Origin of the sequence: Saccharothrix hoggarensis (genome assembly GCF_042678885.1) — a bacterium.
Classification (GTDB): Bacteria; Actinomycetota; Actinomycetes; order Mycobacteriales; family Pseudonocardiaceae; genus Actinosynnema; species Actinosynnema hoggarensis.
This window is the reverse complement of the sequence record NZ_JBHTLK010000027.1, coordinates 1-18885: the sequence shown is the minus strand read 5'-3', so window position 1 is coordinate 18885 and position 18885 is coordinate 1. Positions and strand designations below refer to the sequence as shown.

The following is an 18885-nucleotide window of genomic DNA, read 5'->3' as shown; positions in this document are numbered from 1 at the left end:
CGCGTGTTCCCCCGCTGTGCCAACCAGGACGAGCACGGACGGGAATCCAGATGAAGCACAGACCAACGGGGGGCGTCGTCTCGGCTCTGGCCGTGACGGCGATGACCGCGTCGCTGGCGGTGGCGGCGGCGCCGACCGCCGTCGCCGCGGTCGACGTGCGGTGCGCCCCCACCGCGCGGGTGTTCACCGTCCAAAGTGACGGCGACCTGTGGCTGTACGAGCACGGCACGCCGGAGTCGGGCGGGTTCGACTGGCCCAGCGCGGCGCAGATCGGCTGGGGCTGGGCCGGGCGCACGCTGGCCGGCCCGGACGGCGTGGTCTACAACATCACCGACACCGGCGAGGCGCGGCGCTTCCGCTGGAACGGCTCGGGCTGGGACACGTTCGGCACGCGCCAGTACGAGGTGGTGTCGGCGGGCAAGTGGAACCTGGACGGCGCGGCCCGGAACACGGTCACCGTCGACTCGCGCGGCGACTTCTACAAGATCGAGCACGGCTCCCTCTTCCACGGCGACGTGCGCGGCACGACCGTCGAGTGGCGGTACCTGGGCAGCGGCTTCGCCCACGACTACCTGGTGGCCTCCGGCCCCGGCGTGCTGTACGCGCGCTCCTCGGCCAACGGCGACCTGCACCGGTTGCGCTACCACGAGGACTCGCACCGCCTCTACCGCGCCATGCAGCCGGTCGGCCGGGAGTGGGGCAACGTCTGGAAGATCATCGGCGCGGGCGGCGGCGTCCTCTACGGCACGCAGCACGACGGCGACCTGTACTGGAACCGCGACAACGCGGGCGACGACCAGGAGTCCAGCTGGGCCGTCGGCGGCTCGGTCGTCGGCTACGACTGGGGGAACGACCGCGACACCGTCGCCGACCCGGCCGCCTGCGCGCGGGTGCCCGAGGCCGGTCCGGCCCGCCCGGCGGTGGCGGACGTGCCGGAGGCGGCGAGCGCCGTCGCCGAGGTCGACGGCTCGCTGCGGACGTTCCACGTGAACGCCTCGCGCACGATCACCAAGGGCGTGCAGAACGCCGACGGCACGTGGACGTTCCGCGAGTCCGTGATGGACACGCCGCGCGCCGTGACCCCCGTGTCGTTCGTGCCGCACGACGAGCGGCCGCTCCTGGTCAGCCACGGCACGGACGGCGGCGTCAGCCAGGCCCTGGTCGACGGCGTCGACGGCCCCTGGGTCGCCAAGCCGGGCCTCGCCGGGCACGCGCCGACGTCGCCCGCCGTGGTGCAGTCGGCCGACGGCACGGTGTCGGCGTACCTCACGGACGAGAACGGCGCGCTGTGGCGCCGCGCCGGCCGCCACGAGCACACCGACCCGCTGGGCGACCGGCCCTGGACCCAGCTGATCCCCGACATGGCGTACACCGGCAGGCCGGCCGCGCTGCCGCTGGCCAACGGCTCGGTGGTGGTCGCGGGCACGCTCGCGGACGGCGCGCTGCGGCTCGTCTGGGAGCGCGACGGCAAGCCGACCATGCTGTACCGGGTCCTCGGCCGGCACCTCACCGGCACGCCCACCCTGGTGCGCCACGGTGACAACGGCTTCCGCGTGTTCGCCAAGAGCGCGCACGGCGGCATCCACACGCTGCTGTTCCAGAACAACGAGCACGGCGACTGGACCGACCTCGCCGACTGGACGCAGGGCCAGGGCACGAGTGGCGTGGTCGCCGCCGTCACCGGTCCGGACGGACGGGTCGAGATCGCCTACCGGGCGTGGCGCGACCAGGGCGTCTACGTGGCGGCGCAGGAGACGCCGGGTGGTCCGTTCGGCCCGGCGACCCGCGTCGGCGACGTGGCCGCGGGCTCGGACCCGACGCTCGTGGTCCGGTCCTCGGGCGAGCGGGCGCTGGTGTTCCGCGACGGCGCGGGCGCCACGCACGTCCTCCACTCCGGGCCGACCGGCTACACCGGCGGCGCGGTCAGCTAGCCGCGATGACCCGGACCGCCTCCCGCAGGCGGTCCGGGGTCAGCGCCGCGTAGCCGAGCACCAGGCCGGGGAACGTCGGCGTGCGCGCGTAGTTCGCGAGCGCGGGCGCGTTGACGCCGCGGCGGGCCAGGCGGTCCTGCAACGCGAGGTCGTCGGCGCCGTCGGGGAGCCGGACGACGACGTGCAGGCCGGCCGCCACGCCGATCGGCGTCCAGTCGGGCCCGGCGGCGCGCAGCACGTCGAGCAGGCGCTCCCGCCGCGCCCGGTACAGCTGGCGGGTGCGGCGGAGGTGCCGGTCGTAGCCGCCGGCGCGGAGCAGCCGGGCGAACGCGGCCTGGTGCAGCGTGCCGGTGCCGAGGTCGTCCAGCCGCTTGCGCTCCACCAGGTCCTCGCGCACCGCGGGCGGCACGACGAGCCAGCCCAGCCGCAACGCGGGCGCGAGCACCTTGCTGGTGCTGCCCTGGTAGACCACGCGGCTCGGGTCGAGGGCCTGCACCGCGCCCAGCGCCGGCCGGTCGTAGCGGTGCTCGGCGTCGTAGTCGTCCTCCACGATCAGCCCGTCGCGCGCGCGGGCCCACTCCAGCAGGGCGTGCCGCCGGGTCGGGTGCAGCACCACGCCGAGCGGGAACTGGTGCGCCGCCGTCACCACCACCACGCGACAGTCCATTCCGGACAGCAGGTCGACGCGGAGCCCGCGGTCGTCCACCGGGACGGGGTGGATCTCCAGCCCGTGCGACGCCAGCATCTCCGCGCCGCCGGGGTGGCTCGGTTCCTCGACCGCGACGCACCGGTGCCCGGCCGCGCGCAACACCCGGCCCAGCAGGGAGATCCCCTCGGCGGCGCCGTTGGTGACGACCACTTCGGACGGTCGCGCGGCCACCGCCCGGACCCGGCCCAGGTAGTCGGCGAGCTCCCGGCGCAGCGGGGCGAACCCGGCCGGGTCGGGGTAGCCGAGGTCGTCGGTGGACAGCTCCGCCAGCGCCGTCCGCTGCGCCTGCGACCACTCCTCGCGCGGGAACGCGCTCAACGCGGGCACGCCCGGCCTCAGGTCGTACCGGAACCGCGGCGCGGGGTCGGGTTCGGCGGTCGCCGCGCCCGGCCACGTGCAGGCGTCCGTGACGGTGGTGCCGGAGCCGCGGCGCGCGGTCAGGTAGCCCTCGCCGATCAACTGGGCGTACGCGGACGTGACCGTGCCGCGGGCGACGCCCAGCTGCGCGGCGAGGTCGCGGCTGGACGGCAGCCGGGTGCCCGGCGCGAGCCTGCCGTCGCGCACGGCCCGGCGCAGCTCCGACTCCACCGCGCGCCGCCCGTGCGGGGCGGGCAGGAGGAGTTCGCGATAAGTGGTCCAGTCGGCGGCCATCGAAGTGGAGCTTAACCGTGGACCACCGGTCGGTGAGAGTCCTCGACATGGGAATCACGACCAGGGCGGTGCCCACCAGGGCCGCGATCGCGTCCGGCGCGTTGACGTCGGTGATCGTCGGCGCGTCCGTGCCGGTGACCGGCATGCTCCAGCAGTACCCGCTGCTCACCGGCCAGGCGATGCGGTACGCGCTCGGCGCCGTCGTGCTGCTCGGGTGGGTCCGGCTGCGCGGGGGACGGCTGCCCGTGCCGTCACGGCGGGACTGGCCCGCGCTGGTCGCGCTCGTCGTGACCGGGATGCTCGGGTTCAACGCGTGCGTGCTGTACGCGCAGCGGTACGCCGAGCCGGGGTTCGTCGCGGCGGTGCTGGGCGCGAGCCCGCTGGTGCTGGCGCTGGTCGCGCCGCTGCTGGCGGGCCGGAAGCCCGCCGTGCCGGCGGTGGCGGGCGCGGTCGTCGTGGTCGGCGAGGTGGTGGTGCTGTCCGGCGGCGGGTCGTGGCACGGGCCGGGGCTGGCGCTCGCGCTGCTGACGATGGCGGGGGAGGCGTCGTTCACGCTGTTCGCGGTGGGCGTGGTGCGCCGGCTCGGCGGCGTGGCCGTCGCGACGTGGTGCTGCGTGATCGCGGCCGTCGCGGGCGGGCTCCTGGGCACGGTGTTCGGCGGCTGGCAGGTGCCGACGGTGCGCGAGGGCGCGGCGCTGGTGGTACTCGGGATCGTGCTGACGGCGGTGGCGTTCGGCCTCTGGTACTTCGCCGTCGCGCAGCTCGGCGCCGACCGGGCCGGCGTGCTGATCGGGCTCATGCCGGTGGCCGGGCTGGTGGCGTCGGTCGCGCTGGGCGCGCAGGAGCTGACCGCGGTGGCGCTGCTCGGCTCGGTGGCGGTGGCGCTCGGGTGCGTGGTCGGGCTGCGGGGACGGGCGGCCGACGCCGACCGCCCGCCCCGCGTCGAGCTCGCGGTTCAGTGACCGCCGTTGGCCATGCGCAGGACGTCGAGCGCCTGGTCGAGCTGGGCCTCGGTGAGCTTGCCCGGCACGTGGCCGCGTTCCAGGACGACCTCGCGGATCGTCTTGCGCTCCTTCAGCGACTGCTTCGCGATCGACGCCGCCTCCTCGTACCCGAGGTAGCGGTTGAGGGGCGTGACGATCGACGGCGACGACTCGGCGTACTCGCGCATCCGGTCGACCTGCGGTTCCGCGCCGGTCAGCACCTTGTCGGCGAGCAGGCGCGCCACGGCGGCCAGCAGGCGGGCGGACTCCAGCACGTTGCGGGCGATCACGGGCAGCATCACGTTGAGCTGGAAGTTGCCCTGCGACCCGGCGAACGCCACCGCCGCGTCGTTGCCGATCACCTGCGCCACCACCATCATCGTGGCCTCGGAGATCACCGGGTTCACCTTGCCCGGCATGATCGAGGAGCCGGGCTGGAGGTCCGGCAGGGCCAGCTCGCCGAGGCCGGTCCGGGGGCCGGACCCCAGCCACCGCAGGTCGTTCGCGATCTTGAACAGGCCCACGGCGGTGGCCCGGAGCTGCCCCGAGATCTCCACCACGCCGTCCTGCGTGGCCTGCGCCTCGAAGTGGTCACGGGCCTCGGTCAGGGGCAGGCCGGTGACGGCCGCCAGCTCAGCGGACACCGCCGCGCCGAACCCCGCCGGCGCGTTCAGGCCGCTGCCGACGGCCGTGCCGCCGATCGGCAGCTCGGCCAGGCGCGGCAGCGACGACGTCAGCCGCTCGATCCCGTAGCGGACCTGCGTGGCCCACGCGCCGGCCTCCTGGCCCAGCGTGACGGGCACCGCGTCCATCAGGTGCGTGCGACCCGACTTGACCAGGGACGTCCAGTCGGCGGCCCGCGCGTCCAGCACCGAGACGAGGTGTTCGAGCGCCGGGACCACGTCCCGCGCCACGGCCTCCGTCGCGGCGACCCGCAGCGTCGTCGGGAACGTGTCGTTGGACGACTGCGAGGCGTTGACGTGGTCGTTCGGGTGCACGTCCCGGCCGAGGGCGCGCGTCGCCAGGGTCGCGATGACCTCGTTGGCGTTCATGTTGGACGACGTGCCGGACCCGGTCTGGAACACGTCGACCGGGAAGTGCGCGTCGTGCTCGCCCGCCGCCACCGAGTCGGCGGCCTCGGCGATGGCCGCGGCGACTTCGGGTTCCAGCACCCCGAGCCGCTCGTTCACCCGCGCCGCGGCGGCCTTCAGCAGCCCGAGCGCCCGGATCTGCGCGCGCTCCAGGCCCCGGCCGGAGATCGGGAAGTTCTCCACGGCGCGCTGCGTCTGCGCACGCCAGAGCGCGTCGACGGGCACCCTGACCTCGCCCATGGTGTCGTGCTCGACGCGGTACTCCTGTTCAGCCATACCACCGAGTTTGGACCGGGTCGGCCCACTGGGCACAGTGGGCTCGAACACCTATGGTCGGGGTATGGAGCTTGAGGTCGACCTGCTGATCGTCGGTGCGGGCCCCACGGGGCTGTTCGCGGCGTACTACGCGGGGTTCCGGGACCTGTCGGTCGCGCTGGTCGACGCGCTGCCCGAGGCGGGTGGCCAGATCACCGCGATGTACCCGGAGAAGATGATTTTCGACGTGGCCGGGTTCCCCGCGGTGCGCGGGCGTGAGCTGGTGAGCGCGCTCGTGCAGCAGGCCGACCAGTGGAAGCCGACGTACCTGCTCGGCCGCCAGGCCCGCACCTTGTCCGAAGTGGACGGTCGGCTGGAGGTCGGCCTCGCGGACGGCGGCGTGGTCCGCGCGGGCGCGGTGCTCATCACGGCCGGCATCGGCGAGTTCCGGCCACGTCCGCTGCCCGCGGGCGACGGCTGGCTGGACCGCGGCGTCGTGCACTTCGTGCCGAAGCTCAACGTGCACACCGGCCAGGACGTCGTGGTCGTCGGCGGCGGCGACTCGGCGTTCGACTGGGCGCTCGCGCTGCACCCGATCGCGGCCAGCGTCACGGTGGTGCACCGCCGGGCGACGTTCCGCGCGCACCCGCCGACCGTGCGGCAGGTCCGCGACCTCGGCGTGGAGATCATCACCGACGCCGAGGTGCTGGAGCTGCGCGGCGACCTCGATCTGGCCGAGGTGGAGCTGGGCCTGAAGGGCGGCGACCGCAAGGTGCTGCCCGCGCAGACCGTCGTGGCGGCCTTGGGCTTCACCGCCGATCTCGGCCCCATCGAGGCGTGGGGGCTGGAACTAGACCACCGAGCGGTCGTGGTGGACACCACCATGCGCACCGCCCGGGACCGCGTCTACGCCGCGGGCGACGTGGCCCAGTACCCGGGCAAGGTGAAGCTGATCGCCACCGGCTTCGGCGAGGCCGCGACCGCGGTCAACAACATCGCCGTGCTGCTCAACCCGGAGGCCCACCTGTTCCCCGGCCACTCCAGCAACGCCGGGTGACGTCGCGTCGGTGATTCGTGGCTCATCCCAGGGCGATCACGCTTGTCGATCGTCCTGGGATGAGCCACGAGCCGCCGACTTCCGGGCTTCACCGCCGTCCGCGGGGCAGCGGCGATCCACCACCGTTACGGCACCACCTGCACCTGCTCGCCGGGGAACAGGTTGTCGTAGAACACCAACGACTCCTGCGGCCCCAGCCGGACGCAGCCGTGCGACTGCGTGTTCGTGTCACCCTGGTGGAACGCGACGCCGGTCGTGGTGAAGTACACCGCGTTCGGCATCGGTCCGTTGTACGGCACGCTCCAGTCGTCCTTCACCTTGCGCAGCACGGGAAAGGTGCCGACCGGGGTCTCGTGGCCGGGCATCCCGTGGGACATCCGGACGGGGCCGTAGCTGGCGTTCCCGTTGTAGATCAACCACGCCTGGTTGGTGGACAGCTGCACGCACGCGCCGTTCCGCACGGAACACGGCGTGCCGGTCGAAGCGGAAGCGGGAGTCGCGAGGCCGAGGGTCAAGGCCGCCGCGGCTAGCACCGTCGTGCCGAGTGTCTTCCTCATCGCTATCACTCCTCACCGAAGGGTTACCCACGGAGGAGTGATCCAACACACCGCGTCACGGAGCGACCTGGACCTGGTCACCCACCTTGAGGGTGTGGAAGTACTTCGCCGCCGCTTCGCGCGACAGGTGGATGCAGCCGTGCGACTCCTGCGTGAGGCTGCCCTCGTGGAACGCGATGCCGTTGCCGACGAAGTACGTGGAGTACGGCATCGGCCCGTTGTAGGGGATGCTCCAGTCGTCGCGGACCTTCCACAGCACCGAGAAGTAGCCGACGGGCGTCTCGTAGCCGGGCATGCCGGACGTCGTCGGCACCGGCCCGTAGCTGATCTTGCCCCCGCTGATCAGCCACGACTGGTTGGTGGACAGCTGCACGCACGCGCCCTCGGTGATGTCGCACGGCGTTCCGGGCACGGTGACCGGCGGAGGCGGCGGCGCGGGCTGCGGCTCGGGCGTCGGCGTGACGTCCGGCGTCGGCAGGGGTTCCGGCGACGGTTCGGGCGCCGGTGCGGACGTCGGCTCCGGTGACGGCGAGGTCGGGGCCTCCGACGACGGCACGGCGACCGAGGACGAAGGCACCGAGGACGAAGACGAAGACGTTGCCGAAGACGGTGACGGCGCCGGACCGGACGCCTCCGACGTCCCGCACGCCGTCGCCAGGAAAGCGATTGCCACCAAAGCTGCTCTGCGCATCGCGCACCCCCCGGGGATCATGCTGTTCTGCCCTGGAGACGCCGGCGTGGAGCGCCTGGTTGCAGCCGCCCCGGTAACGAATTGGGCAGGGCCGCCCCACCCGGAGGTGGGACGGCCCTGGGAACGCCGGGACGAGCCCGTCAGGACGAGCGGGTCACACCGCGCCCGCGTACTGACCGATCCACGAGCGGAACGCCGGCACGTCCATGTAGATCGACGGGCCGGTGGCGCAGGTGGAGCTGTTGTTGCCCGCGCGGCTGGTGGCGCCGATCAGCTGCCACGTGCCGTTCACGGCCTTGATCTGCGGGCCGCCCGAGTCGCCGTAGCAGGCGCCCGAGTTGCCGTTCGGGTTGTTCGTGCAGATCTCCACCGAGCCGTAGATGCCCAGGCAGTTGCTGTCCGACACGATCGACGTGTTCAGCTCCTGCAGGGTGATCGGCGCGCCGCAGGCACCGCGCGGGGCGCAGGTCTGGCCCCAGCCGATGATGCGGGTGGCCGTGCCGACCGCACCGGACGTCGACGCCACCGCGATCGGGGCCTGGCTCACCGAGGTGGCCAGGCGCACCAGCGCGATGTCGTACGACGGGTGCGTGATCACCTGGGCGCCCGACGCGACCGTGCCGCCGCTGGTGCGGTTGGTCGTGCCGATGCGGGCCCGGATGGAGGACGCCGTCCGGCCCTGCACGCAGTGCTTGGCCGTGACGACCCAGTTGGCCTTGATCAGCGAACCGCCGCAGAAGTGGCTGCCCGTGGTGCTCTGCAGGGACACCATGAACGAGTAGGTCTGCGTGGCGTTGCCGCCGCCCACGATGAACGGGGTGACTCCGCCGTCGGTCGCCGGGGCCGCCGCCGCCCCGGCCGCCGTGGCGAGCGCAGCTCCTACCGCCACCGCGAAGGCGGTGAACAGGGTGCGAACCTTCATCACTGTCCTCTCCGTCCCCGGCGCAGGGTGCTCGGGGACGAATCGGAAACTAGGGAGGAACGCGGGGTGATCACCACAGCCGATCGGCCGGTAACGCTCGGTTGACCGTTGACAGCGACCCGTGGCACCCGGCGACCGGCCGTGGTGGTGGGGGTTACGGGAGCGGCGGGAGGGCGTCCTCGCCGGTGACCGGGATGTCGAAGTCCACCGACGAGTACTCGCGCAGCTTGGTGAGCCGGTGGAACCCGTCGATCATCCGCACCGTGCCCGACTTCGACCGCATCACGATCGACTGGGTCGTGCAGCCGCCCGCCCGGTAGTGCACGCCGCGCACCAGGTCGCCGTCCGTGACACCGGTCGCGCAGAAGAACACGTTGTCGCCGCGCACCAGGTCGTCGGTCAGCAGCACGCGGTCCAGGTCGTGGCCCGCGTCCAGCGCCCGGCCCCGCTCGGCGTCGTCCTTCGGCCACAGCTTCGCCTGGATCGCGCCGCCCATGCACTTCAGCGCCGCCGCCGCGATGATGCCCTCCGGCGTGCCGCCGATGCCCACGAGCAGGTCGATGCCGGTGTTCGGCCGGGCCGCCGAGATCGCGCCCGCCACGTCGCCGTCGGAGATGAAGTGGATGCGGGCGCCCGCCGCGCGCACCTCGCGCACCAGCGAGTCGTGCCGCGGCCGGTCCAGGATGCACACCGTCACGTCGGACACGTCGCTGTGCTTCGCCTTCGCCACCCGGCGGATGTTCTCCGCGATCGGGGCGGTGATGTCGATGACGTCGGCCGCCTCCGGCCCCGTCGCCAGCTTCTCCATGTAGAACACGGCGGACGGGTCGAACATCGCGCCCCGCTCGGCCACCGCGAGCACCGCCAGCGCGTTCGGCATGCCCTTGGCCATCAGCGTGGTGCCGTCGATCGGGTCCACCGCGACGTCGCAGTCGGGACCGTCGCCGTTGCCGACCTCCTCGCCGTTGTACAGCATGGGCGCCTCGTCCTTCTCGCCCTCGCCGATCACCACGACGCCCCGCATCGACACGGTGCCGATCAGCTTGCGCATGGCGTCCACCGCCGCGCCGTCGCCGCCGTTCTTGTCACCGCGGCCCACCCAGCGCCCGGCGGCCATCGCGGCCGCCTCGGTCACCCGCACGAGCTCCAGCGCGAGGTTCCGGTCGGGAGCCTCGCGTCGACGCTCGGACGGGCTGCTGCCTGTGACCATGAGGTTCCTCCTGCGACTGCGATTACCGGCCGGTAGACCAATCCTCGCACGTCGTCACGCCTCGGCCACGTCCTCCTCGGTCACACTGAGTGCTTGATCGATCCGTTCCCGCGCGCCCGCCAGCTGCCGCTCGCACGTCTTCGCCAGGGCCTCGCCGCGCTCCCACAGCGCCAGCGACTCCTCCAGGGACAGGCCGCCCGCCTCCAGCCTGCGGACCACCTCCACCAACTCGTCCCTGGCCTGCTCGTAACCCGGCTCGCTCACGTGGACAGCTTCCCCAATCGCTTCTGGACGTGCACCACGACGGTCGCGACCGCCTGGTCGTACCCGACGAACGCCTCGGCGAACTCCGCGCCGTCGCCCTCGCGGACGGCGTCGTCGATGCGGTGCTCGGCCGCCGCGACCCGCCGGCGGTGCACCGAGCCGCGGCCCGACCACCACCGCGACCCCGCGTAGTCCGACGTCGCCTCGGACAGGTCGTGCAGCCGGTTGATCAACGTCTGGCCGCCGGACGTGCAGCCTGCCACCAGCGACAGCCAGCAGTCCGCGGCGGCCCGGTCGGCCGACTCGGCGCGGCTGCGCACCGCGCGGGCGCCGTCGTCGTCCGCGTCGTTCGCGGCGGCCATCGTCAAGGGCAGGAACGTGGGCTCACGTGCCGGGTTCGGCACCACCGCCTCCTTCCTCCGCCTGACCGCCGACCCCGTCGGCCGTCGCCCGATCGCCGGCTGTCGCCGGCACGCCGCCTCCGCCGGTGGCGACCACCGCGTGCACGGCGCCGTCGGCCACGCGCACCCTCAGCCGGGTGCCCGCGGGAGCTTGGGAGGTCGACCGGAGCACCCCGTCCACGCCGTCGGGCGTGACGAGCTGCACCACCGCATACCCCCGCGCCAGCGTGGCGGCAGGCCCGAGGGTCGTCAAGCGCGCCGTGGTCGCGACCAGGCCGGCGGTCTCCGCGTCGAGCCGGTTCCGCACCGCGCGCCGGGCCCGCTCCCGCAACCGGTCCACGTCCTCCGCCCGCCGGTCCAGCGGACCGTACGGGTCGGAAAGCGCAGGTCGGGTCCGCAGCGCCGCGAGCAGCTTCCGCTCCCGGTCCACCCACCCGTGCAGCGCGCGGCGGCTGCGGTCGCGCAACTGGCGGATCCGCTCGCCTTCCTCCGCCACGTCCGGAACCACCCGTTTGCCGGCGTCGGTCGGCGTGGAGCAGCGCACGTCCGCCACGTGGTCCACCAGCGGCGTGTCCGGCTCGTGCCCGATCGCCGACAGCACCGGCGTGCGGCACTGCGCCACCGCCCGGCACAGCGCCTCGTCGGAGAACGGCAGCAGGTCCTCCACGCTGCCGCCGCCGCGCGCCAGGACGATCACGTCCACCTCGGCGTCGCGGTCCAGAGTCGACAGTGCGGTGAGGATCTGCGGCACCGCCAGCGCGCCCTGGACGGCCACGTTCACCACCCGGAACCGGGCGCCCGGCCAGCGGGCGTGCGCGTTCGTCAGCACGTCCCGCTCGGCGGCCGACGCGCGACCCGTGATCAGCCCGATCTTGTTCGGCAGGAACGGCGGCTTGCGCTTGCGCCGCGGGTCGAACAGGCCCTCCGCGTTCAGCAGCTTGCGCAACCGCTCGATCCGGGCCAGCAGCTCGCCGATGCCGACCTGGCGGATCTCGTCCACGCGCAGGCTCAGCGTGCCGCGGTTGGGGAAGAAGTTCGGCTTGCCGTGCACGACGACCCGGCTGCCCTCGGACAGCTGCAGCTCGCGCACCATCCCGACCGGCGCCGTCAGCTGCATCGACATGTCCACGGACGGGTCGCGCAGCGTGAGGAACGCCGTCGCCGTGCCCGGCCGGGCGCTCAGCTGGGTGACCTGGCCCTCCACCCACACGTCGCCGAGGCGGTTGATCCAGTCGAAGATCTTGCGCGCGACCGTCCGCACCGGCCACGGGTTCTCCGGGCTGGACTTCTCGTCGCTCACTGGTGCTTGAGGTTCGCGATGCGGCGGGTGAGCATGCCGGTGAACTCGGGCCGCGCCGCGTGCGTGCGCTCGTGCGCCAGCAGCTCCTCCAGGTCCTCCGCGGACAACGTCCGCAGCCGGGCCCGGAGCTGCGCCAACGTCAGCTCGTCGTAGTTCGGCAGCACGGCGGGCGGCTCGGCGGCCAGCGCCCGCTCCTCCTCCGCCCACGGGTCCTCGGCGGGCGCGGGCGCCGGCTCCGGCTCGTCCTCGTCGAACGTCGCCCACTCGGGCTCCTGCTCGACGGGGCGCAGCACGGACAGCACCTCGTCACCCTTGATTGCGAGTTCCGTCACCTGCTGCTGCACCCGCATGGACAGGCGCAGGGCCTCGCTGACCACGGTGACCGGGAGCCCCGCGAGTTGCTGCGGCAGCTTCCTGGCCTGCTCGACGGCGGTGACCGCCAGTCCCGCGGCGAGGCGGACGGTCAGCGGCAGTGGCTTCATGCCCTACAGCCTGCCGCAGTCGGCCGTCGGATGCCTACATCCGGCACGCCGTACCCTGGGCACCATGGACAAGCGAGTGCTCCTGGCCAAGCCGCGCGGCTACTGCGCAGGCGTGGACCGTGCCGTCGTGACCGTCGAGAAGGCGCTGGAGCAGTACGGCGCCCCGGTCTACGTGCGCAAGGAGATCGTCCACAACAAGCACGTCGTCGAGACGCTGTCCCGGCGCGGCGCGATCTTCGTCGACGAGACGGACGAGGTGCCCGAGGGCGCGCTCGTGGTGTTCTCGGCGCACGGCGTGTCGCCCGCCGTGCACGAGGAGGCGGCCGACCGCGGTCTGCGGACCATCGACGCCACCTGCCCGCTGGTGACCAAGGTCCACAACGAGGCCAAGCGGTTCGCCCGCGAGGACTACGACATCCTGCTCATCGGCCACGAAGGACACGAGGAGGTCGAGGGCACCTACGGCGAGGCGCCGTCGCACATCCAGCTCGTGGACACCGCCGAGGACGTCGACAAGGTCGTCGTGCGCGATCCGTCCAAGGTGGTCTGGCTCTCGCAGACCACGCTGTCGGTGGACGAGACGATGGTGCGGGTGCGCCAGCTGCAGGAGCGCTTCCCGGACCTCCAGGAGCCCCCGTCGGACGACATCTGCTACGCGACGTCCAACCGGCAGACCGCCGTGAAGACGATGGCGCCCGAGTGCGACCTGGTGCTCGTGGTCGGGTCGAAGAACTCGTCCAACTCGGTGCGGCTGGTCGAGGTCGCGCTGCAGGCGGGCGCGAAGGCGTCGTACCTGGTCGACTACGCCCGCGAGGTCGACGAGGCGTGGCTGGACGGCGTGTCCACGGTCGGCGTGACGTCGGGCGCGTCCGTGCCGGACATCCTGGTGATGGAGCTGCTGGAGTTCCTGGCCGAGCGCGGCTACGGGAACGTCGAGGAGATCACCACGGCGAACGAGAAGATCGCCTTCGCCCTGCCGCGCGAGCTGCGCAAGGACATGGTCCGCTAGTCGGGGTTGCCGCCGCGGGGGACCCGGCGTTCCCGGTCCCCCGGCGGGGAGCAAGCCTTCCGTCGCACCTCCGCCGTCGCACCTCCGCTGGCGCGTGTCGGGCGGTCGCGTGCCCGCCGTCGCGTGTCCGGCCGTCCCGCGCTCGCTGTCGCGTGCCCGGCCGTCCCGTGCCCGGCCTTCCGGCGCACCTCGGCCGTCGTCGCGCACCTCGGCCGTCGTCCCGCACCTCGGCCGTCGCGTGTCCGGCCGCACGCGCCGGAACGGCTTCGCGGGGGTCGCCCCCGGGGGACCCCCGGTTCTCATTTTGCCAGTGGGGTCTGACAATTTCGGGGTGCCGCGGGGTTGAGCTGCGCTGACGGCGTAAGCGGTTGGCGGCGCGGGCGGGGTGGCGTTTGCTGGAGCCATGAGCACCGTGCTGATCGGGGTGGAGAACGTGGCCACCCCCAAGTGGGCCCGTCGACGCGGCGGGACGTCGGTCAGCCTGGGCAAGGCGTTGAAGAGCCTGCCGTCGGCGGTGGCGATGGTGGTCCGGCTCGCCTGGCGCACGTCGCCGAAGCTGACCGTGCTGGCGGGCGTGGTGCACGTGCTGTCCGGCGGCGTCACGGCGTTCGGGCTGCTCGCCACGGCGGACGTGTTCGCGGCCCTGCTGCGGGACGGCCCCACGCCGCAGCGGGTGACCGAGGCGTTGCCCGCGCTGGCGGTGGTGGTCGGGTCGTTCGTGGTGCGGGCGCTGCTCGACACGGCCGTGGCGGCGGTCGAGAGCTCGCTGCGACCGCGGGTCACCCGTGAGGCGAACGACGAGGTCACGGCGGTGCTCGTGCGGGCCTCGCTGCTCGCGTTCGAGGACGCCGACTTCCGCGAGCTGGCCCGTCAGGGCGGGCGGCGCGGCGTCCGGTCGCTGGAGAGCAGCCTGCGGTACCTGGCGGACCTGGTGTCGGGCGGCATCTCGCTGGTGGCGGCGGTGGTGACGGTCGGGCTGCTCAACCCGTGGCTCGCGCCCGCGCTGCTGCTGGCCGCGTTCGCGAACGCCTGGGCGTCGGCGCGGGCGTCGAAGCTGCGGTACGAGCACTTCCTCGACTCGGTGACCCGCAACACCCGGAAGGGCGTCGTGGAGGAGGTCGCCACCGACCGCGACTTCGCGCTGGAACGGCACGCGCTGACGTTGCAGGAACGGCTCCTCGCCGAGCACCGGCGCATCGCCGACAGCCTGGTGCGGGACGAGATCCGGATGGCCCACCGGACGAACCTGGTCCGGCTCACCGGTCGGGCGCTGGCGGGCGTCGGCACGGCGGTCGCGTACGTCGTGCTGGGCGTCCTGCTGCACACCGGCGGGATGGAGCTCGCGCTCGCGGGCACGGCGGTGCTGGCCATGCGCACCGGCTTCTCGTCGCTGGCCACCACGACCCGCGCGGTGAACTCCCTGTACGAGGACTCGTTCTACATCGACTTCTACCGGAAGTTGCTGGTCGAGGGCGCGGAACGGGCGCAGGGCAGCTCACCGGTGAAGGCGCCGGCCGACCCGTCCCGCATCACCCTGACCGACGTCTCCTTCACCTACCCCGGCGCGCCCAAGCCCGCGCTGCGCGACGTGAACCTGACCGTGGCCAGGGGCGAGGTGGTCGCGCTCGTCGGGGAGAACGGGTCGGGCAAGACGACCCTCGGCAAGGTCCTGACCGGCCTGTACCCGGCGTCGGCGGGCACGGTGGCGTGGGACGGCGTGGACCTGGCGACGGCCGACCCGCACTCGGTGCACTCGTCCATCGCGGTCATCGCGCAGGACCCGGCGCAGTGGCCGATGACCGCCCGGCACAACGTGACGGTCGGCCGGTTGGAGCGCGACGACGAGGAGGCGTGGCGGTCGGCGGTGGCGAAGTCCGGCGCGGACGAGGTGCTGGCGTCGCTGCCCGCGGGCGCCGACACCGTGCTGTCGCGGCAGTTCAACGACGGGCAGGACCTGTCCGGCGGCCAGTGGCAGCGGATGGGCATCGCGCGCGGCATCTACCGGGACGCGGCGGTGCTGGTGGCGGACGAGCCGACGGCCGCGCTGGACGCCAAGGCCGAGGCGCGGGTGTTCGCCGGGCTGCGGGAGGCGACGGCCCGCCGCACCACGATCCTCGTCACGCACCGGCTGGCGAACATCCGCAACGCCGACCGGATCGTCGTGCTCGACCAGGGCCGGATCATCGAGCAGGGCACGCACGAGGAGCTGATGGCGTCGCGCGGCCACTACTTCGAGCTGTTCGAACTGCAGGCCGCCGCGTACCGGGGCGGCCTGCTGGCGTCCTGACCGCACCGCGCGGGAGAGCCGCCCCCGGACGCGCGGGGGCGGCCGAGCACCTCCTTCCTCCAGCCAGGAAGAAAGGGGACGGCACTCGGCCGCGTCATTCATCGCGGCAACGCGAAAATCAGTACCACGCTTTGTGGTATGTGTGGTTGTCGGTGCCCTCGACGAAGATGTCGATTCGGTTCGGTCCCCACGAGACGGCGGCGGGGTTGTGCAGGAATACGCCGCCGAGGTTTTCCCACCCGGACCAGGACGACCCGTTCCACCACTTGTGCCAGAGCTGGTTGTCGGTGCCCTTGGCGAAGACGTCGAGCCGGTTCGCCGCCCACGACGCCACCGCCGGCCCGGCCGTGATCACGCCGCCGAGGCCTTCCCAGCCGGACCACGACGAGCCGTTCCACCACTTGTGCCAGAGCTGGTTGTCCGTGCCCTCGACGAACACGTCGATGCGGTTCGGCCCCCACGACACGGCGGCCGGGTTGTCGACGATGACGCCGCCGAGGCTCTCCCAGCCGGACCAGGAGGACCCGTTCCACCACTTGTGCCACAGCGCGGAGTCGGTGCCGCGGACGAACACGTCGAGCCGGTTCGCGGACCACGACGCGACCGCCGGACCTGCGGTGATCACGCCGCCGAGGTCTTCCCAGCCGGACCACGACGAGCCGTTCCACCACTTGTGCCACAGGTGGTTGTCGGTGCCGCGGCCGAAGAGGTCGATGCGGTTGGCGCCCCACGAGACGGCGGCGGGGTTGTCGATGATGACGCCGCCGAGGCTCTCCCAGCCGGACCAGTTCGACCCGTTCCACCACTTGTGCCAGACGGCGGAGTCGGTGCCCCGGACGAAGACGTCGAGGCGGTTGGCCGACCACGACGACACGGCCGGGCCCGCCGTGATCACGCCGCCGAGGTCGCCCCAGTTGGACCATTGTCGGTCCGTCGACCGCTGCTCGGCGGCGGGTTTGCCCGAGGTGTCCGCGGGCGCGGCGGCGGCCACGGTGGCGCCCGTCGAGAACAAGACCAGCAGAACTGCGGTCAACAATCGCGAGAATCTGAGCTGCACCGGATTTCCCTCCATTGCCGGATGCGTGCAAACCAATGCTTTTGGAACGTAGCACGGCCGGGCAATTCCTAATGGTGGAAAATGGGTTCATCCACCCTGGTGGAAGATCTCCGCAAAAATTGTGGTTGCTCGCCGAAATCGGTCACCGGCTGTGATTCGGCGTCCGAACCAATCCGGGAGGACGACCCACGTCAGGGTCGCGACGGGGACTACGCCGTCAGCTCCAGCGACGAGCCCTCGCGCGCCTTGCGGACGCGCAACCGGGTCGGGATGCGCTGCCGCAGCTCCTCCACGTGCGAGACGAGGCCCACGACCCGGCCGCCGGCGCGGAGTTCGTCCAACGTCGTCATGACCAGCTCCAGGGTCTCCGCGTCGAGCGTGCCGAAACCCTCGTCGATGAACAGCGTGTCGAGCACCGCGCCCGCCGCGACCACGTCCGCCAGCCCGAGCGCCAGCGCCAGGGACGCCAGGAACGACTCCCCGCCGGACAACGTCTTCGCCGGCCGCTGCTGCCCCGAGTAGTCGTCCATGACGTCGAGGCCCAGCCCGCCCCGCGTGCCGCGCGGACCGGCCTCGACCGAGTGCACGAACCGGTAGCGGCCCTGGCTCATGCGCTCCAGGCGCGCGCTCGCGGCCACCGCGACCTCTTCCAGCCGCGCCGCCAGGACGTACGTGCGCAGGGTCATGCTCTTCGTGTTCTGGCCCGAGCCGTTGATCACGTCGGTCAGCGCGTCCAGCTCGGCGTACTCGGCCTCCACCGGCTCCAGGCGCTGCCACGCGGCGCGCAGCTGCTCGGCCAGCTCGGTCGCGCGGGCCGACCTGGTGCGGGCGTTCGTGCGCACGGTGGTGGCCGCGGTCGCCCGGTCGCCCGCCAGCCGGAACCGCTCCTCGGTCCCCGTCACGTCGACCTCGTCGTCCGGGTCGACGTCGGGCAGCTCCGTCAGCGTGCTCTCGGCCGCGGTCCGGGTTTTCTCGACGTCCCGGATGCGGGTCTCCAACGCCGCCACCACGTCGTCGGGACGGGCCGCGGCCAGCGCCTCGGCCACGTCGGCGAACCCCGCGCGGGCCGCCAGCCGGGTCAGCTCCACGCGCTGGTCGGCCAGGCGCTCCTCGTGCTCGGCCACGGCCGCGCGCCGCTCGTGCAGGTCCACCAGGGCGTCGGCCAGGTCGGACAGGTGCGCCCGCCGCGCCACCACGTCCGGGAAGTCGCCGCGCGCCTCCTCCAGCCGCGCGCCGCGCTCCGCCACCGCCTCGCCCAGGCCCTCGCGCTGCGCGCCCATCTCGGCGATGTCCCGCTCCAGCCGGCCCTGCCGCTCCTCGGCCCGCCGCACGTCGGCCTCCAGCCGGGCCAGCTCCGCCTGCCGCGCCTCGACCTCCCGCGCCAGCCCGGACACCACGCGGTGCTCGCGCGACAGCTCGTCGGGCGACCGGTCGCCCACCTGCTCGCGCAGCCAGCCGAGCCGCTGCTCCAGCTTGTCCTTCTCGCTCTCGGCGCGGGCCCGCCGCTCGGCCGCCCGCTGCTCCGCCGCGACCGCCGCGTCCTCGTCCGCCGCCGTCACCGAACCCAGCACGGGCTGCGCGGGCGCCGGGTGCTCGGCCGACCCGCACACCGGGCACGCCCGGCCCGCCTTCAGCTTGGCCGCGAGTTCGATCGCCATGCCGTCGAGGCGTTCCCGCCGCACCATCAGCAGGGCGTCGAGCGCGCGCTGGTGCGCGTCCACGGCGACCCGTCGCGCCTCGTCCGCGGCCCGGAACTCCGCCTCCACGCGCGGCAGCTCGGCAGCCGCCGAGGCCAGCCCGGCGACCTGCGCCAGCCGCGCGGCGGCCACCGTCGCGTCCTCCACCGCCGACCTGGCGGCGACCAACCGCGCCGGCACGGTGTCGAACTGCGCCTCCAGCTCGGCCAGCTCCCGCCGCGCGGCGGTGATCTCCTGGTCGAGCCGCGCCACGCGCCGCCGGTCGTCCTCCTGCTTCAACGCCTCCGCGGCCAGCGCCGTCAGCGCGCCGGACTCCTCGCGCAACCGCTCC

General features: G+C 73.3%; 17 protein-coding genes. 5 read left to right on the top strand and 12 right to left on the bottom strand.

The genetic code is table 11. The features are described from left to right. Positions 1-50: 50 nt before the first annotated feature. Positions 51-1931: a tachylectin-related carbohydrate-binding protein gene (locus ACFQ3T_RS08205; RefSeq protein WP_380721931.1), complete on the top strand. Its 1881-nt coding sequence runs from the start codon at positions 51-53 to the stop codon at positions 1929-1931. Here the strand turns inward: ACFQ3T_RS08205 and pdxR are convergent. After that, complete coding sequence (gene pdxR, locus ACFQ3T_RS08200) at positions 1924-3291, bottom strand: MocR-like pyridoxine biosynthesis transcription factor PdxR (protein ID WP_380721929.1); 1368 nt, start codon at positions 3289-3291, stop codon at positions 1924-1926. The two genes, ACFQ3T_RS08205 and pdxR, sit on opposite strands and share 8 nt — an antisense overlap. Before the next feature lie 47 nt (positions 3292-3338). Between pdxR and ACFQ3T_RS08195 the strand changes: the two genes are divergently transcribed. Further along, a complete protein-coding gene (locus tag ACFQ3T_RS08195; protein WP_380721927.1) occupies positions 3339-4253 on the top strand; it encodes a DMT family transporter in 915 nt (304 codons plus the stop codon). Here the strand turns inward: ACFQ3T_RS08195 and ACFQ3T_RS08190 are convergent. After that, positions 4247-5641, bottom strand: a complete 1395-nt coding sequence (locus tag ACFQ3T_RS08190; RefSeq protein WP_380721925.1) for a class II fumarate hydratase — start codon at positions 5639-5641, stop codon at positions 4247-4249. The genes ACFQ3T_RS08195 and ACFQ3T_RS08190 overlap by 7 nt on opposite strands. Positions 5642-5705: 64 nt before the next feature. Here ACFQ3T_RS08190 and ACFQ3T_RS08185 point away from each other — a divergent pair, with 64 nt between their 5' ends. After that, a complete protein-coding gene (locus ACFQ3T_RS08185; RefSeq protein WP_380721923.1) occupies positions 5706-6677 on the top strand; it encodes an NAD(P)/FAD-dependent oxidoreductase in 972 nt (323 codons plus the stop codon). Between the two features lie 125 nt (positions 6678-6802). Here the strand turns inward: ACFQ3T_RS08185 and ACFQ3T_RS08180 are convergent, their stop codons facing one another. The 8 genes from ACFQ3T_RS08180 to ACFQ3T_RS08145 all read right to left on the bottom strand — a co-directional run bounded on the left by ACFQ3T_RS08180 (position 6803) and on the right by ACFQ3T_RS08145 (position 12504). Then, positions 6803-7234 carry a L,D-transpeptidase gene (locus tag ACFQ3T_RS08180; protein WP_380721921.1) on the bottom strand — a complete coding sequence of 144 codons (432 nt, stop codon included), beginning with the start codon at positions 7232-7234 and terminating at the stop codon, positions 6803-6805. A 55-nt stretch (positions 7235-7289) separates the two neighbouring features. Continuing rightward, complete coding sequence (locus tag ACFQ3T_RS08175) at positions 7290-7811, bottom strand: L,D-transpeptidase (protein ID WP_380721919.1); 522 nt, start codon at positions 7809-7811, stop codon at positions 7290-7292. Positions 7812-8079: 268 nt separating this feature from the next. Beyond that, positions 8080-8847 carry a S1 family peptidase gene (locus tag ACFQ3T_RS08170; RefSeq protein WP_380721917.1) on the bottom strand — a complete coding sequence of 256 codons (768 nt, stop codon included), beginning with the start codon at positions 8845-8847 and terminating at the stop codon, positions 8080-8082. Positions 8848-9001: 154 nt separating this feature from the next. Next, entirely contained in the window at positions 9002-10057 is a 1056-nt protein-coding gene (gene glpX / locus ACFQ3T_RS08165; RefSeq protein ID WP_380721915.1) for a class II fructose-bisphosphatase, read from the bottom strand. Between the two features lie 54 nt (positions 10058-10111). Next, entirely contained in the window at positions 10112-10321 is a 210-nt protein-coding gene (locus ACFQ3T_RS08160; RefSeq protein WP_053719410.1) for an exodeoxyribonuclease VII small subunit, read from the bottom strand. Then, positions 10318-10725: a sugar ABC transporter substrate-binding protein gene (locus tag ACFQ3T_RS08155; RefSeq protein WP_380721912.1), complete on the bottom strand. Its 408-nt coding sequence runs from the start codon at positions 10723-10725 to the stop codon at positions 10318-10320. Before ACFQ3T_RS08155 ends, ACFQ3T_RS08160 begins: the two co-directional genes overlap by 4 nt. Beyond that, positions 10706-12022, bottom strand: a complete 1317-nt coding sequence (xseA, locus tag ACFQ3T_RS08150) for an exodeoxyribonuclease VII large subunit (RefSeq protein WP_380721910.1) — start codon at positions 12020-12022, stop codon at positions 10706-10708. The genes ACFQ3T_RS08155 and xseA overlap by 20 nt, the downstream gene beginning before the upstream one ends. Then, entirely contained in the window at positions 12019-12504 is a 486-nt protein-coding gene (locus ACFQ3T_RS08145) for a lipid droplet-associated protein (RefSeq protein ID WP_380721908.1), read from the bottom strand. Before ACFQ3T_RS08145 ends, xseA begins: the two co-directional genes overlap by 4 nt. 64 nt (positions 12505-12568) lie before the next feature. Here ACFQ3T_RS08145 and ACFQ3T_RS08140 point away from each other — a divergent pair, with 64 nt between their 5' ends. Both ACFQ3T_RS08140 and ACFQ3T_RS08135 read left to right on the top strand, forming a co-directional pair. Beyond that, positions 12569-13513, top strand: a complete 945-nt coding sequence (locus ACFQ3T_RS08140; RefSeq protein ID WP_380721906.1) for a 4-hydroxy-3-methylbut-2-enyl diphosphate reductase — start codon at positions 12569-12571, stop codon at positions 13511-13513. 403 nt (positions 13514-13916) lie between these two features. After that, positions 13917-15800 (top strand): ABC transporter ATP-binding protein, encoded by a 1884-nt coding sequence (locus tag ACFQ3T_RS08135; RefSeq protein ID WP_380721904.1) that lies wholly within the window; start codon positions 13917-13919, stop codon positions 15798-15800. 118 nt (positions 15801-15918) lie between these two features. On the opposite strand, the gene ACFQ3T_RS08130 is transcribed toward ACFQ3T_RS08135, so the two are convergent. Both ACFQ3T_RS08130 and ACFQ3T_RS08125 read right to left on the bottom strand, forming a co-directional pair. After that, positions 15919-16833: a carbohydrate-binding protein gene (locus tag ACFQ3T_RS08130; RefSeq protein WP_380721902.1), complete on the bottom strand. Its 915-nt coding sequence runs from the start codon at positions 16831-16833 to the stop codon at positions 15919-15921. Positions 16834-17066: 233 nt separating this feature from the next. Next, positions 17067-18885 (bottom strand): SbcC/MukB-like Walker B domain-containing protein (locus ACFQ3T_RS08125; protein WP_380721900.1); only part of this gene is annotated, 1819 nt, incomplete at its 5' end.